This window comes from Natrononativus sp. DTA114 (assembly GCF_059736515.1).
Window position 1 is genome coordinate 239,158 of the sequence record NZ_JCASSN010000005.1, and the last position, 15,945, is coordinate 255,102.

General features: G+C 63.0%; 12 protein-coding genes. 3 read left to right on the forward strand and 9 right to left on the reverse strand.

Features of this window, described 5'->3' with window-relative positions; translation table 11 throughout:
• Positions 1–3: 3 nt before the first annotated feature.
• The 6 genes from AC6I6S_RS18660 to AC6I6S_RS18685 form a co-directional block, all read right to left on the reverse strand.
• Positions 4–1,767 carry an ABC transporter substrate-binding protein gene (locus AC6I6S_RS18660; RefSeq protein WP_497952279.1) on the reverse strand — a complete coding sequence of 588 codons (1,764 nt, stop codon included), beginning with the start codon at positions 1,765–1,767 and terminating at the stop codon, positions 4–6.
• 236 nt (positions 1,768–2,003) lie between these two features.
• A complete protein-coding gene (locus AC6I6S_RS18665; protein WP_497952281.1) occupies positions 2,004–3,503 on the reverse strand; it encodes an aldehyde dehydrogenase family protein in 1,500 nt (499 codons plus the stop codon).
• Between the two features lie 75 nt (positions 3,504–3,578).
• Positions 3,579–4,655: an alcohol dehydrogenase catalytic domain-containing protein gene (locus AC6I6S_RS18670; protein ID WP_497952283.1), complete on the reverse strand. Its 1,077-nt coding sequence runs from the start codon at positions 4,653–4,655 to the stop codon at positions 3,579–3,581.
• Between the two features lie 79 nt (positions 4,656–4,734).
• On the reverse strand, positions 4,735–6,198 hold the full coding sequence (locus tag AC6I6S_RS18675; RefSeq protein ID WP_497952353.1) for a tripartite tricarboxylate transporter permease: 1,464 nt from the start codon (positions 6,196–6,198) through the stop codon (positions 4,735–4,737).
• Between the two features lie 28 nt (positions 6,199–6,226).
• The gene (locus AC6I6S_RS18680) at positions 6,227–6,766 is read right to left on the reverse strand and encodes a tripartite tricarboxylate transporter TctB family protein (protein WP_497952285.1); all 540 of its coding nucleotides are present in this window, start codon (positions 6,764–6,766) and stop codon (positions 6,227–6,229) included.
• Between the two features lie 79 nt (positions 6,767–6,845).
• Positions 6,846–7,874 carry a Bug family tripartite tricarboxylate transporter substrate binding protein gene (locus AC6I6S_RS18685; protein ID WP_497952287.1) on the reverse strand — a complete coding sequence of 343 codons (1,029 nt, stop codon included), beginning with the start codon at positions 7,872–7,874 and terminating at the stop codon, positions 6,846–6,848.
• A gap of 123 nt (positions 7,875–7,997) precedes the next feature.
• Here AC6I6S_RS18685 and AC6I6S_RS18690 point away from each other — a divergent pair, with 123 nt between their 5' ends.
• Both AC6I6S_RS18690 and AC6I6S_RS18695 read left to right on the forward strand, forming a co-directional pair.
• Positions 7,998–9,068 carry a phosphotriesterase family protein gene (locus AC6I6S_RS18690; RefSeq protein ID WP_497952289.1) on the forward strand — a complete coding sequence of 357 codons (1,071 nt, stop codon included), beginning with the start codon at positions 7,998–8,000 and terminating at the stop codon, positions 9,066–9,068.
• An 89-nt stretch (positions 9,069–9,157) separates the two neighbouring features.
• Positions 9,158–10,693 carry a M81 family metallopeptidase gene (locus AC6I6S_RS18695; protein WP_497952291.1) on the forward strand — a complete coding sequence of 512 codons (1,536 nt, stop codon included), beginning with the start codon at positions 9,158–9,160 and terminating at the stop codon, positions 10,691–10,693.
• Between the two features lie 40 nt (positions 10,694–10,733).
• Here the strand turns inward: AC6I6S_RS18695 and AC6I6S_RS18700 are convergent, their stop codons facing one another.
• Entirely contained in the window at positions 10,734–11,252 is a 519-nt protein-coding gene (locus AC6I6S_RS18700; protein ID WP_497952293.1) for a nuclear transport factor 2 family protein, read from the reverse strand.
• A 157-nt stretch (positions 11,253–11,409) separates the two neighbouring features.
• Between AC6I6S_RS18700 and AC6I6S_RS18705 the strand changes: the two genes are divergently transcribed.
• Entirely contained in the window at positions 11,410–12,882 is a 1,473-nt protein-coding gene (locus tag AC6I6S_RS18705; RefSeq protein ID WP_497952294.1) for an amidase, read from the forward strand.
• 48 nt (positions 12,883–12,930) lie between these two features.
• Here AC6I6S_RS18705 and AC6I6S_RS18710 read toward each other — a convergent pair whose 3' ends face one another.
• Together AC6I6S_RS18710 and AC6I6S_RS18715 are read right to left on the reverse strand one after the other, a co-directional pair.
• Positions 12,931–15,024 (reverse strand): ABC transporter ATP-binding protein, encoded by a 2,094-nt coding sequence (locus tag AC6I6S_RS18710; RefSeq protein ID WP_497952296.1) that lies wholly within the window; start codon positions 15,022–15,024, stop codon positions 12,931–12,933.
• Positions 15,021–15,944, reverse strand: a complete 924-nt coding sequence (locus AC6I6S_RS18715; protein ID WP_497952298.1) for an ABC transporter permease — start codon at positions 15,942–15,944, stop codon at positions 15,021–15,023. The genes AC6I6S_RS18710 and AC6I6S_RS18715 overlap by 4 nt, the downstream gene beginning before the upstream one ends.
• Position 15,945: the final 1 nt, after the last annotated feature.

Here is a 15,945-nt window from a genome sequence, read left to right on the forward strand (position 1 = left end):
AGATTAGATCTCGTCGGGTAGCTCGCCACGCGGATCGCCGTACGGGTTGACGTCGTCGGACTCGTCGAACCTGTCTATCGGTTTCAGGAGCTCCCCATCCTCGTTCCAGCGGTAGCCCGCGTCCGCGAGGAGGTCGACGGCCGCCTCGAGTCCGCCATCATACTCGCCCCCAACGTCCTCGTTGTAATACTGGTCGTTCGCTGGTGAGATCGGGGTACTGGCAGGTTCGCCTCTGCCTCGGAGAACGATTTCTATGATCTGCTCCTTGTCGATCGCTGTGCTGACCGCCTGACGAAAGACCCGATCCTGCATCGGTTCCCGACCACAGTTGTGGAAGACGCTGGTCATGTCGCTGCCGCCTATTTCAAAGATTTCGAGGTGGTCTTCGCCCTCGAGTTGTTCGCGCTGGTCCGGCAGCAACTGCTGTGCGAACGTCGCGGTCCCCTGATCGACGTCGTTGATCGCGGACGACTCGTCGCCGTAGACGTCCCAGATGAGCGTATCGAAGTCGAAATCCACGAGCGGATGGTCGTCGTGTGGTTCAAAGACGAGTTGCTCCTGGGGTTCGTGCGTCACGAGTTCTAACGGCCCCGCACCGACCATCGAGAAGTCTTCCCACTGATTCGGGTGCTCGAGGCCGTGTTCGTCCGGAACACCTTCCCAGATGTGCTGTGGGATCATCGGCATCTCTGCGAGTACGACGGTCTGGAAGGAGTAGGTCGGCCGAGCGAGTTCGAACTGCAGGCTCTCGTCGTCGACGACCGTCACCTCGTCGACCAAGTTGTAGAACGAACTCAGATAGGGCACGCCCCACTCCTGGAAGTACTCGAAGGTGAACTGAACGTCCTCGGCGGTGAACGGTTCGCCGTCGTGACAGACGAGATCCGGCACGAGTTCGACGTCGACGGTCGTGTCGTCGATGTACTCGACGGTTTCTGCGGCGAACGGTTCCGCTTCTCCGTCGGCGTTCCATCGTACGAGGCGCACGTACTGGAGCAGGGTTGCCTGCATCGCCGCCCCGCCCAGAACCCCGGTCGGGTTCACCGTCGGTGGATCGGTCCCCGTTGCGAACGTAACCGTCCTGTCGTCGGTCTCTGCCTCGAGGTTCCGGAGGTTATCCACGTTCCAGAACATCCACGAACTCTGCTGTGGCGTCCAGCCGCTGTATGCATCCGTGTTCGCCGCTCCGGAGGAATCCCGATGGAAGACGTACGAAACGGGCTGATCCCGCTCGAGGAGTTCCTGGCACTCCATGGCGGCCTCCGTTCGTTCGTCCAGGTCGGTCGTGTCGATGAACGCGTCGATTGCCTCGTCGTACTCGGCGCTCTCGTAGTGAAGGCAGTTCTCCCCGTCGCCGCGGGAGAAGTCGGAGTGGTAGTTGAAATACAGCGGAAAGTGGCCGTCGAGTTTGTCCGCCGTATCCTCCTGCCAGAGTGTGAGCATGTCGTAGTCGAACTCGAGCCACCGCTCGGCGAGCGCCGAGTACGCCAGCACGTTGAGGTCGACGTCGACACCAAGCTCTTCGATGTGGTCTACAGCCAGATCCTGCATCTCGTACTGCAGCGGCGCGAACTGCCGGTCGACGCCGATATACTCGAGCGTTCCGATCTCCTCGTAGTTGCTATCCTCGCCATCCTCGGGTTGTGGCCGGTCAATATCGTCCGGATCGTCCTCTCCGAGGCAGCCGGCGACGCTCGCAGCACCGGCGACCGCCATCGCCCGGAGAAACGTCCGTCGATTCCCCCTGTTTCGGTCAGTGCGTACCATTGTTCCGACACAACTGGCAACGAAGCCAGTTATTGTCTCCCACATCTCGGCGGTCGTATATAAAACTAGGCGTCGATAACCGAATTCGAGTGCGAACGCCACGTCGTTACCGCCCCGCGTCCCCGTCGACGATCCTATCGCGCTCGAGCGGACCGGTGGTATCGTTTGTGCTCGTTCGAACAGGGGGCCGAACGCCACGGCCCAGCTGCCCTCACAGTCGGATGTTCGTATCGCCGTTATCGCCGCCGAACGTTCTCGTGGTCCACGATGACGTTTTTCACCTGAGACATCTCCTCGACGGTGTATTTTCCTCCGAGTCTGCTTCCGTCGCCGCTTCGTTTACCGGTGTACCCGCCGAAGGGCGTGTGAATTTCCCAGTAGGCACTGGCGTCGTTTACGCTAACGAGCCCGGTTTCGAGGTTCTCGATGAAGTAGTTCATTCGGCCGATATTGCTCGTGAAGACGCCCGAGGTGAGCCCGAGGTCGATACCGTTTGCGATTTCGAGTGCCTCCTCGTCGGTTTCGAACTCGAGGATCGGGGCGATCGGTCCGAACGTCTCCGCGCGGTTGACGAGCATCTCGGTCGTCACGTCCGTGAGGACGGTCGGCTCGTAGTACAAGTCCGTTGGAGCGTCATCTCTTCGTTTCCCACCGGTCCGAAGCGTCGCACCGTGATCGGTCGCGTCCTCGACGTGTCGATCCATCTTGGCGGCAACGTCCGCGTTGTTCAACGGCCCCATATCCGTCGCGTCGTCGGTCGGATCACCGAGTCGCACCTCGGCGGTCCGCTCGAGGAGGCGATCGACGAACTCGTCGTGACAGCTCTCGTGAACCAGCACTCGCTCGCTCGCCGAGCAGATCTGGCCGGCGTTCGTAAAACAGCCGAACGCCGTCGCCTCGACAGCCGCCTCGAGGTCGGCGTCGTCGAGCACGATCACGGGTCCGTTCCCGCCGAGTTCCAGCAGCGTGGGCTTGGTTCCGGCGTTTCTCGATATTCGCTCGCCGGTTTCCGGACTGCCGGTGAACGCGATCGCGTCGGTTCCGTCGTTGGTCACAAGTTCGTCGCCGACGACCGGTCCGTCCCCGGTCACGAGATTCAACGCACCCGGCGGCAGGTCGGTGCCTTCGATCACCTCGACGAGTTTCGCCGCGATAGCTGACGTCGACGGCGCAGGCACCCAGACGAGACTGTTACCGACCGCGAGACCGGGTGCGAGATATTCGGCGGGGATGTTCAACGGGTAGTTCCAGGGAGTAATAACGCCGTAGACGCCGTGGGGTTTCTGTATCGTGAAGATCCGCTTGTTTCGATCTTCCGACGGAATGACCTCCGTCTCCGGGCGTTTCACGTCCTCCGCGGCAGTTCTGAACTCCGCCGCGCAGAAGTCGACCTCGCCTCGCGCTTCGACGAGCGGCTTTCCCTGATCGGCGGTGAGCCAGCGCGCGAGTTCGTCGCGGTGCGTCTCGATCGCGTCCGCGATGTCGTGACACAGTTCCGCGCGTTCGAAGGCGGTCATCGCCTCGAGTCCCGGCTGCGCCTCGCGGGCGGCGTCGATCGCCGCTCGAGCGTCCGCTCGTGTCCCTTCCGGAACGGTCGCGATGACGTCACCCGTCGCGGGGCTGGTCGCGTTCCGCGTTTCTCCGCTTTCGCTCGTACGCCACTCCCCGTCGATGAACAACTCCAATCGCGCTTTCTCCTCGCCCGGATCGTCTCCGCCGGTCCCTTGTCGTGCCATTACATAACGTGATTTTCGACAGAAGGGGTTAAATGTGCCGGCGGAAGAATCCGGTCGATGGCCGCCACGCGTCCCTCACCGACAGTCGACGACGCACTTGATCGTCTCTCCGCGGCCGATCGACTCGAGCGCCTCCTCGATCGACGCGAGCGGGAACACGTCCGTGACGAGCCGGCCGAGATCGACGTCGCCGTTCAGATGTATGTCGACGTACGTCGGCACGTCGAGGTGTGGTCGCGACGAGCCCGCGACGTTCGACGTGACCGTCTTTCCGTCGGCAACGAGGTCGAAAACGTCGATCGTCGCATCCTCGTCAACGCCACCGGAAAGGACGATGGTACCCCCGGGCCGCGTTGCGGCAATCGCCTGCGCTCGGACGTCCGGATCGAACCCGACGAAGTCGAACGCGTAGTGTACTCCGTCGTCCGTTACATCCGCGATCGTCTCGAGAGGATCGGTCTCCGAGGCGTCGACGGTCACCGTCGCGCCGAGATCGGCGGCGCGCTCGAGTTTGTCCGGGACGACGTCGACGGCGACGATTTCGCCGGCGGAAATCGACGCGGCGGCGGCGATCGCGTTCATGCCGGTGCCGCCGCAGCCAAAGACGGCGACGGACTCTCCGGGATCGACGTCTGCGGTGTTGAGAATCGCCCCGAACCCCGTCATCCCGGCGCAGCCGAGCGAGGCGGCGTACTCGAGCGGGATTCGATCCGACACCGGGATCACTGACTCCTCGGGAACGACCGCTTTCGTCGCGAACGAGGACTGAGCGTAGAAGTGATTCACGTCCTCACCGTCCGAACGGAGCCGCCGCGTTCCGTCGAGCAACGTACCCGCGAACCGAACATCGAGCGCCGACTGACAGAGGTACGGTCGCCCTTCGTAACAGTACGTACACTGCTGGCACGACGGCAACAACGAGAGGACGACGTGGTCCCCCGTCGAGACGGTCGAGACGCTGCCGCCGACCGATTCGACGACACCGGCGCCTTCGTGTCCGAGGACGACCGGGAGTGGGACATCGTAGTCACCGACATAGAAGTGGTAGTCCGTGTGACAGACGCCTGATGCGTGCAGGTCGACGACGACTTCGCCGGTGTTCGGTGCCGCCAACTCGAGCGTCTCGATCGAGATCTCCTCCGGCTCCCTCATTACTGCCGCCTGTATTGACTGCATGGTCTCTCGATATCATTCGTGCAGTTTCGAACATAAACGTTCGTCCACCGCGGAGTCACTGTCCCGAGCCGTCACCCGAGAGCCGCTGCTCGAGGAAGGGGTAGAACAGCGACAGCACCGCGAGAACGAGAATCGCCAGTGCAAGCGGACTCGTGTAGAAGATGTCGAGGGAGCCGCCGGAGAGTTCGAGTGACCGCCGAAAATTCGACTCGGCGATCGGACCGAGGATCATTCCCAGAACCATCGGGACGAGCGGGTACTCCTGCAGGATGAAGAGGTACCCCAAGATCCCCGCCGCGACCATTACCCACGCGTCGAAGAGGTTCCCTCGTAGCGCGATCGACCCGACGGCGCACAGGACGAAAATGGACGGCCAGAGGACACGTGGCGGGAATGAGATGAGACGAACCCAGAGGTGCGCGCCGAGGAGGCCGACGAGGAGAATCACGACGTACACGAGGAAGAACCCGACGAAGATGCCGTACATGAGTTCGGGCTCCGATTCGAACATGCCGGGCCCCGGCTGGACGCCGTGAACGAGAAGCGCGCCGATGAGGATCGCCGAGACCGCGTCGCCCGGAATGCCGAGCGTCAGCGTCGGTATCAACGCGCCGCCGGTGCTCGCGTTGTTCCCGGACTCGGCGGCCGCGATCCCGCGAACGTTCCCGTCGCCGAATTCGGGAGTCGCATCGCGGACCCACCGTTTCGCCTCGTTGTACGTGACGAACGAGGCCATGTCGCCACCGGCGCCGGGTATCGCGCCGATGACGCCGCCGGCGAGACCCGAGCCGATAGACACGTTACGGATCGACCGAAGATCTTCTAGCGACGGGATCGTGCCCGAGAGGTCCTGTGAGACCGCGCCGCCTTCGATGCCCGCGCGGTACCGGTTCAGTCCCTCTGCGACGCCGAACAGCCCGATCATGACAGCGATGAACGCCAGCCCGGCGGTGAGCACGGTCGTGTCGAACGTGAACCGGTGCGTGCCGAGGACGGGGTCCAGTCCGACGGTCGCCAACAGCATGCCGATGAGTCCGGAGATGAGTCCTTTGACGACCGAGTCGCCGCTGATAGTCGCGATGATCGTGAGGCCGAAGAACGCGAGTGCGAAGAACTCCGGCGAGCGAAACTCGAGGGCAACCTGCGCCACCTGCGGCGCGAAGATCGCGAGAATGAGAACGCTCATGGCGCCGCCGATGAACGACGCGACCGTCGCGATCGAGATGGCTCGGCCCGCCTCACCTCGCTGTGCGAGCGGGTAGCCGTCGAACACGGTCGCCGCGGCGCTCGGCGTCCCCGGCGTTCTGATGATGATCGCGGGGATCGACCCCGCGTACAGCGCCCCGCCGTAGATGCCGAGGAGGAGCATCATCCCTTCGATCGGCTGCATCGCGAAGGTAAACGAGACGAGGACTGCTACGGTCATCGTCGCGGTCATCCCGGGAATCGACCCCATCACGACGCCAACTAGAACGCCGACGACGAGCAAGGCGAGCGCGACTGGTTGGAACACCAGCATCGCCCCCTCGAGAAATGCCTCGAACACGTTAGCTCACCCCGCTAGGCGCCGACGGGATCGAGAGTGTCGAAAGTGGAAGCGAGGGAAGCAGCCGCGAAACGGGGAGGATCGCGTTTTCGGGCAGTGGAACGTTGAAAACGCCGGAGAAAACGTAGAACAGTGCGAGCGGCAACCCGATCGAAACACCGAGGAGCACCGCCGGATTCCGTTCGCCGGAGTAATAGAGGAGGACGACGAGGAAGAGAATCGAACCGGGGAGAAAGCCGACGACCGGTAACAGCAGGACGTACGCGCCGAAAAGGACGATGACGAACGAGACACGTACTGCGGTCTCGAGCGCGACTTCGTGGCACACGTTCGCATCGGAAATGATCCCTTTTCCGAGCTGAACGAGCGCGAGTATCGCGATCCCTCCTGCGATCAGTCGCGGAAAGAACGCTGGACCCGGATCGCCGGGCGCGTGGCTATCGGGCAACCCTGCACTGAGTGCGAACACGGCGACAGAGAGCGCGATCAGGAGGATCGAACCGATCTTGTCCGAGTGAGGTATCGTAATTGTGCGAGACATTCGTGCGTGCCAGTTTTGTGTTGTATGTTCCACGTCGTTGGGCTCGAGACCGTCACGGATGATGCGAGCAACGGCGGGGCTACTCCTCTTCGTCCAGATCGAGTCCCTCGATCAGTTCGCTAAACTGCTCGTAATCCTCCTCCCAGAAGTCGCCGAACTCGTCGGGATCCCGGTACACCGTCTCGAACCCGTTCTGTTCCATAAAGGACTGAAATTCCTCGTCCTCGTAGGCCTCGGCGAACGTGTCGTGAAGGACTTCGATTCGTTCCTCCGGGGTGTCCGCGGGCGTCGCGATCCCGCGCCAGGCACCGATCGAGAAGTCGTATCCTTCCTCCTCGAGCGTCGGAACATCGGGGAAAATATCCATCCGCTCGTCGCCGAAGACGGCGAGGAGTTCGAGCGGACCGTCCTCGACCTGCGGTGCGGCCTCCGCGGCGCTGGTCGTGGTCGCGTCGACTTCCCCGTTGACGACGGCCGTCACCGCGGGTTCGCCGCCGTCGTAGCCGATGTAGTCCAGTTCGATGTCCGCTTCCTGCTCGAATCCCACACCCGCGAGGTGCCAGATGCCGCCGTGGCCGTCGGTCGACACTTGGATCTCGCCGGGGTTGTCCGCGGCGTAGTCGACGAACTCCTCGAGGGTATCGTACTCGGCGTCCTCGTGGACGGTGAGCGCGGCAGGATCGGCGTTGAACTGCATGACGGGTTCGAAATCCTCGCCGGTGATGTCCGCGATCCCGAGCGGTTCCCAGATGCTGATCGCGAGCGTCATCACACCGATCGTGTACCCGTCGGAATCGGCGTTCATGAGTTCGGTGAATCCGGTGGTTCCACCGCCGCCGTCGATGTTCGTGACGTACATCGACGTATCGATGTACTCCTCCGCCGTCTCGACGAGTTGGCGACCCGCTCTGTCGGTTCCCCCGCCCGCCGGGAAAGCGACGATCGTTTCGATATCCTGGCTCGGATACTCGTCGTCATCTCCCTCGAGGTCGAGATCGTCGACACATCCTGCGAGCGAGGCTGCGACGCCGGTTCCCGTGAGTGATAAAAACGTTCGGCGGTCCGAGACGGCACCCTGTCCACACTTGTCGCTGGCTCTCCCTGACATGGCTTACCAACCAGCCGTTACTGGCACTGAAACAAAAATGTTGCCCAGCCGGGGAGGAGACGTCAGAGGTCTGACCCCTTCTACCGGTATCTTTATTTCGTCGATTGCCAACCAGTAGCAACCATGGGGAAAACCACCACCGTGACGGGAGAGATGTCGACCGACGACCTCGGCGTGACGCTGCCGCACGAACACCTCCTCATCGACGGAACGACGCCCTGGATCGACGAAGTAGACGACCTCGTCTCGTACAGCCGAAGCGCCATCGAAACACGAAAAATCAACGCGCCGGTTACGATGGAGTTGCGCTCCTGGCTCGAGTACAACCCCGGAAACTACGATAATTTCACGCTCGACGACATCGACCTCGCCTGCGAGGAGGTCGGGCGTTTCGCGGAGTTGGGCGGCGAGACTATCGTCGACGTGACCGGGTACGGTATCGGCCGCGACCCCCGTGCACTCAGGCGGATCGCCAACCGCACCGGGTTGAACGTCATCGCCGGGACCGGTTACTACATGCGCCAGGCCCACCCGCCGAACATGGACGAAAAAACCGCGGACGAAATCGCCGACGAGATCGTTTCGGATATCGAGGACGGGATGGACGACACGACCGTTCGATCCGGTATCATCGGCGAAATCGGGGCGACCCACGGCTTCCTCGAGCACGACAACGAGGTAAAATCGTTCCGTGGCGCTGCGATGGCCCAACAGCGGACTGGCGCGCCGATCACCATCCATCCCCCCTTCTTCTACAAGGAGTCCCACGACGTCCTCGACGTCCTCGAGGAGGCGGGTGCCGACCTCGAGAACGTCATCCTCGGCCACATGGACCCGACGATTCGGGCCGAAGAGTCCCGCGAGTACCACCGGTCGCTCGCCGATCGGGGGCCGTTCCTCGAGTTCGACATCTTTGGGCAGTCGGGCTACTCACCCGTCTTCGATAAGAGCTTCCCACTCGACGCGGACAAGATCGAACGAGTCGTCGATCTCGTCGAGGAGTACGGCGACCAACTGCTCGTCTCACAGGATACCTGCCAGAAGATCCACCTCAAACGCTACGGCGGCTTCGGCTACGATCACATCCTCCGCAACATCGTCCCCCGGTTCCGTCGACGTGGACTTTCCGACGAGGAACTCGATCGACTCCTGATCGAGAATCCCGCGCGGGCGCTCGCCTTTTCGGAGAACTGATAACTGATTCGCACCCCCAGGCGCGTCTCAGGGTCGAACTCCCGTCGAAACGCTTAATTGCACGGACAGGGAGTTGCACCCGTTGACCAATGACTAGCACGGTGCTGCTGGGTGCCTTCTGGCACGAGACGAACACGTTCGTCGACGAACCGACGGAGCGCGAAGACTTCCGGACCCGCGACGAATACTTCGGCGACGATATCGCCCGCGAAATGCGGGGAACCGAAACGGCCGTCGGCGGCGCTCTCGAAGTGGCCGATCGGCGAGGCGTTGATCTCCTCGCAACCGTCGCAGCGTACGCGACACCGGGCGGTCCCGTCACTCGAGATGCATACGAATTTTACTCGGACTACATCGTCGACGAAGCACGCGACCACGTAGCCGAAATCGACGGGGTGATCCTCCCGCTTCACGGTGCGATGGTCCCTGAGGGGGGCGAGGACGGGGAGGGACCGTTGATCTCAAGGGTCAGGGAGACCGTGGGCCCTGACGTGCCGATCGTCGTCACGCTCGATCTCCACGGCAACGTTACAGCCGAGATGACGCGGAACGCGGACGCTCTCGTCGCCTACGAAACGAATCCACACCTCGACAAGGCTGAAACGGGACAGACTGGAATGGAACTGCTGTGTGACGCGATCGACGGCGACCTCGCCCCCGTCGTCCACACGGAGTCGCCGCCGATGCTTCCGGAGGTGCCAAAGCAGTACACGGACGACGATCCGATGGCGAAAGTCATGGAGAGGGCACGGGAACTCGAGGCCCACCACGAGGGCGTGCTCAAGGTAAGTGTCCTTCCCGGGTTCTACCACGCCGACATCGCCGAAGCCGGTCTCGCGGTTCCGGTCGTGACCGACGGCGACGACGCGCTGGCCGAACGGGTGGCGAAAACGCTCGCGACGGAGCTCTGGGAGATGCGCGAAGCGTTCGTCGGCGACTACCCGAAACCGGAGGAAGCGGTCGGCAAGGCTCGCCGACTCGCGTCGGTAAAGCGGCTTCCCGGCCCGATCGTCATGGCCGATTTCGGCCCGAACCCCGGCGCGGGCGGTTCGGCGAGCGGAACAACGGTTCTCAGGGAGTTCCTCGAGCAGGAGGTGCCGAACGCGGGCTACACGCTTCTGTGGGATCCCGCCACCGTCGAGCGCTGTCTCGAGGCCGGCGTCGGTGAACGCGTGACCGTCGACCTCGGCGGCTGGGGCGACGACCTCCACGGCGAGCCGATCGATGGCGTCGACGGCTACGTGAAGGCGATAACTGACGGGACGTTCGTGAACACGGGGACGTCCCACGACGGCGAGGGGACGACGCGCAAACTCGGGCGAACGGTCCGGTTACAGTGCGGCGTCGACGACAGCGTCACCGTCATCGTCACCGAAACCCGCTCGATGAGCTTCGACGCGGAGATCTGGCGACACGTCGGGGTTCAGCCCGAGCGACTGGACGTGATCGCCGTTCCGAGTCTCGCGGCGTTCCGGGGCGACTACGGACCGTTCGCCAGTCACATCATCGAAGTGGACACGCCAGGGCTGAGTTCGCCGGTCGCCTCCCGGTTCGAGTACGACCGACTGGACCGGCCGGTGTACCCGCTCGACGAGATGGCCGACGACAGCTATCCGGTCGATTAAGTCGGATCCGACCGTCGTTCGGCGTTTCGAGTATGACCGCTCAGATGTCCCAGATCTCCGTCCAGTCGCCGTGGCTCTCCGCGGCCGAAAAGCCCTCGTCGTAGGGGAAGACGGCGACCGTATCGACGAACACCTCTTCGAACTTCCACTCGCCGTCGACCTGGCGGTACTTCTCGTGGTAGATCCCCGTCTCCCAGGCGTCCATCGGATCGACGTACTCAGTGTCGGCGAACACGAATGTCCCGAAGAAGTACCATCGGCCGGTCGCCGTCTCGCCGTCGACCTCGATCACCGGATTGATCCCGAAGTGTAACTCGAGATCGAACTGAGCGATGAGGAGTTCGATACACTCTTGGATCTCCTCGTGGCCTTCGTACCGTCCCCACGGCTCGTCAAGTGCCTGAATGTCGAGGATGGCGTCCTCAGTGAATAGTTCGGTGAACGCCTCCGGATCGCGAACGTCGACGGTGTGGAAGTACTCGTATTTGAGCTCCTTAATCTCCTGGCGGCTCTTCACTTCGTGTACGTCCGCACGCAACGCTTCGAGTTCGTCTGGCATACGTCACCAACTGGCGCGACAAGCACTATAAACTTAGCGACGCCGGAATGGTGGACAGAGTCGTCTGAGCAAGCCGGGAGGATGTGCTGTCTCGAGCGGTCACGCTGGCCAGATCTATGGCGAACGTTCATGGGTGTCTGCTCCGAGGGTAGTATACATGAGGGAGGTAGACCCCGGGACACCTGCGACGGAGTTGGTCGATCGGATCAGGCGTGGTGTACTGTCACCCGTGACGCTTCTCGAGGCGTACCTCGAGGGTATCGAGCGACGGAACGACGACCTGAACGCGTACACGACTGTTCGTGCGGACGAGGCTCGCGAGCAGGCGAGGCGGGCGGAACGGGCCGTCGAGAACGGAACAGAACTCGGCCCGCTTCACGGCGTTCCGATCGCGCTCAAGGACGTCTTCGGGCTCAAGGCGGGCGTTAGAAACACCTTCTGTTCGGTCCCGTTCGCGCAGTTCGTCCCCGAGGAGGATTCGACGTTCGTCTCGCGGCTCGAGGACGCCGGAGCGATCGTTCTGGGGAAGACGAACGCCCCGGAATTCGCCACGAAAGGGACGACCGACAACCTGCTGTTCGGCCCGACCAGTAACCCGTTCGACCTCGAGCGAAACGCCGGTGGCTCCTCCGGCGGGTCCGCGGCGGCGGTCGCCGCCGGTCTCGCAGCGGTCGCCCACGGGTCAGACGGCGGCGGCTCGCTTCGTATCCCCGCGGCGTGGTGTGGCGTCTACGCGTTCAAGCCCACATACCGACGCGTGGCCGACGCCAGTCGTCCCGACGCGTTCGCCTCACAGACGCCGTTCGCCCATCACGGTCCGATCACACGGACCGTCGACGATGCGGCGCTCATGCTCGACGTAATGGCGGGACCGCACGAGCGGGACCCACACAGTCTCCCCGACACCGGCACCTCGTTTCGCGAGGCGACTGACCGGACTCTCGACGGACTCTCCGTCGGCTACTCGCCCGATATGGGGACATTTCCGGTCGACGGTCGTGTTCGATCGGCTCTCACGGAGGGCCTCGAGGGGTTTGCCGCCGCGGGCGCGACGCTCAAAAACGTTTCCGTCGATCTGGGTCACGACCACGGCGACCTGGCCGACACGTGGCTCGATCAGGTCGCGGTCGTCTACGCGAGCGCCGCCGATGCGTTCGCGTGCCGGGAGGATATCCACTTACTCGAGGATCACCGAGAGGAGCTAACCGACGAACTCGTCGCGCTGATCGAACGCGGCCAGGCGCTCTCCGCCGTCGAGTACAAGCGGCGTGATCGGATTCGAACCGACGTCTTCGACGGCCTCGTCGATGCACTCGAGAGCTGCGATCTCCTCGTGACGCCAACGCTTGCGGTTCCGCCGGTTCGAAACGCGACGGACGGCCACACGGTCGGCCCCTCAGCGGTCAACGGTGAGCCCGTCGACCCGCTCATCGGCTGGTGTCTCACGTACCCGGTCAATTTCACCGGTCATCCTGCCGCGTCGGTTCCGGTTGGAACGACTCCGGAGGGACTCCCGGTCGGCGCGCAGATCATCGGTTCGCGGTTCGACGACGACCTCGTTCTGGCGGCCAGTGCGGCCTTCGAACGCGAGCGGCCGTGGCATCATCTGTACGAGGAGCTCTGTCAGTGACGCTCCCTCACGACTGTAAACGCCACCACCGAAATCGTACCCGAGAGTCTAGTCGTCCGCAGAGATGTCCCGAAAGTCGGCCTGTTCGGCGCTGACGTCTTCCGGGGAGCGCTCTTTCTCGGCCATGATCTCGGGATCGAAGAGGTGACAGTGGACCCTGTGGTCGCCGTCCATGTCGATGTGGGTCGGTTCGATGCTCGAGCACTCCGGCATGGCGTACTGACACCGGGTGTGGAACCGACAGCCTGACGGTGGATCTATGGGACTCGGCGGCTCGCCGGTGAGTTCAACGCGCTCGTCGTCGGCGTCGACCTGCGGCTGGGGAATCGAGGACAGCAATGCTTCGGTGTAGGGATGGTACGGCGGATCGAACACTGTCTCGACGTCACCGAGTTCGACGATCTCACCGAGATACATAACGCCGATCCGGTCGGCAATGTGCTGGACCACGTTGAGGTCGTGGGCGATGAAGAGGTACGTGAGGTCGTACTCCGCCTGGAGATCCATCAATAGATTGAGGATCTTCGCCTGCACGCTCACGTCGAGCGCGCTTACCGGCTCGTCGGCGACGATGAAGTCGGGCTCGACGGCGAGCGCACGCGCGATACCGATCCGCTGTTTCTGGCCGCCACTGAACTCGTGGGGGTAGCGATCCATGTGGGCGCGTTTGAGCCCCACCTCCTCCAGGAGTTCGGCGACCCGCTCTGTCTTCTCCTCGCTCGAGTCGACGAGGCCGTGGATCTCCATCGGCCGGCCGATGATGTTGCGGACGGTTCGACGCGGGTTCAGACTCGAGAACGGGTCTTGGAAGATGACCTGGAGCTCCGATCGGGTGTTCCTCAGGTCACGTCGCCCCATCTGGGTGAGGTCCTCGCCGGCGTACAGAACCGTCCCCTCGTCCGGTTCGTACAGCTGTGTGATGGTCCGCCCGAGCGTAGTCTTTCCACAGCCGCTCTCGCCGACGAGCCCGATCGTCTCGCCCCTTCGAATCGTCAGCGAGACGTCTTCGACGGCGTGGACGTACTTTCGGTCGCCGAAGAGGGTATCGACCCACGACTGCGACTCGGGATCGAAGTACTTTCTGAGGTTTTCGACTTCGAGGAGCGGCTCGCCGATCTCGCGTTCGTGGCGGGAGGACGTCCCGGACTCGAGTTCGAGCGCCGCCTTGAAGTCGATCTCGTCGATCCTGATACAAGCCGACGAGTGGGTGTCGGAGACGGATCGGAGCGGTGGCTCGATCTCCGCACACTCCTCTACCGCGTGCGGACAACGGGTCCGATAGGAACAGCCGCTCGGTTTGCTGATCAGGTCCGGCATAGTGCCGGGAATCGTATCGAGATCCGTTCGGGGATCGTCGAGCCGCGGAATCGCCTTCAGCAGGCCGACCGTGTACGGATGGCGCGGTGCCTCGAAGAGGTCCTCGATCGGCCCCTCCTCGGCCTTCTCACCGGCGTAGAGAACGGCGACGCGGTCACACATCCGCGCGACGACACCCATATCGTGGGTGATTAGCTGTACCGCCAGATCGTACTCCTCCTGAAGTTCGTCAAGCAACTCGAGGATCTGGGCCTGGATCGTCACGTCGAGGGCGGTCGTCGGCTCGTCGGCGATGATGAGATCTGGTTCGCACGACAGCGCCATCGCGACGAGCGCGCGCTGGCGCATTCCACCGGAAAACTGGTGTGGGTAGTCGTCGACGCGGCTCTCGGCGTCCGGGATGCCCACGTCGGAGAGGAGCGTGATCGTTCGCTCCCGCGCCTCCCCCTTCGACAGATCGGTGTGCTCGAGGATGACGTCGATGATCTGGGTGCCAACGGTGTACGCCGGATTAAGCGCCGTCATCGGGTCTTGGAAGATCATCGCGATCTCGTTGCCGCGAAGGTTGCGGAGTTCTGACTCCGAGAGGTCGAGTACGTTCTCCCCTTTGTACCGAATTTCGCCGCCGACGATCCGACCGGGCGACTCGAGCAGTCGAAGCACCGAGAGCCCGGTGACCGTTTTCCCGGCACCGCTCTCGCCGACGAATCCGAACGTCTCGCCGGCCTCGATTGTGTAGCTAACGCCGTCGACGGCGGTGACCGTCCCACGGGCGGTCGGGAACTCGACGCGGAGATCCTCGACTGCCAGCAACGTCTCGCTCATATGCCACCCCCGACGTCGCTTTCGACGTCGGTTTTGGGATCGAAGGCGTCACGCAGACCGACGCCGAGGAACGTCAGCGAGAGCACCGTCGCCATGATCGCGACTCCCGGGAAGAAGCTCACCCAGGGTGCGAACTCGAGGCTGGCCTGTCCCTCCGTGATCATCAGCCCCCAGGTGATCGACGGGGGTTGTGCGCTCAACCCGAGGTAGGAGAGCCCGGCTTCCGCGAGGATCGCGAACGCGAACGTGATCGTCGCCTGTACCATTACTGCCGATACGAGGTTCGGTAACATATCTCTGAACATAATGTTGAGACTCGACTCGCCGTAGGAGATCGCCGCCATGACGTACTCGTTTTCCCGAACTGACAGCGCGCTCCCACGCGTTACCCGGATCATGATCGGGGTGAACGCAACTGCGAGTGCGAAGATCGCCCGGTCGAGCCCGGGGCCAAGGATGGCGATAACGATGAGCGCGAGGAGGATGCTCGGGAACGCGAAGAGCACGTCGATAGAGCGCATGATCGTCTCGTCGACCCATCCCCGGAAGTAGCCCGCGACGAGGCCGAACAGGACACCGAGGGCCGTCGAGAAGACGACGACGGCGACGGCGACGTAGAGACTGATCCGTGCGCCGATGATAACGCGAGCGAAGACGTCGCGGCCGTACCGATCGGTCCCGAACGGATGTGTGAGCGAGGGTGAGGCAAACCGATTCGCGGGGTCCATCGCCGTCGGATCCTGTGAGATGAGCAGCGGGCCGACGAGGGCGATGAGGAAGTAGATACTCGTACAGGCGAGTCCGACCATCGCGAGTCTGTTCTGGGTAAACCGCTGAACGATGAGGTTCAGTTGGCTGTTCTCGCGCAGTCTGTCGCCGGCGATTCGATCAACGACCGTCGATAGTATGGTTCCTCCCATG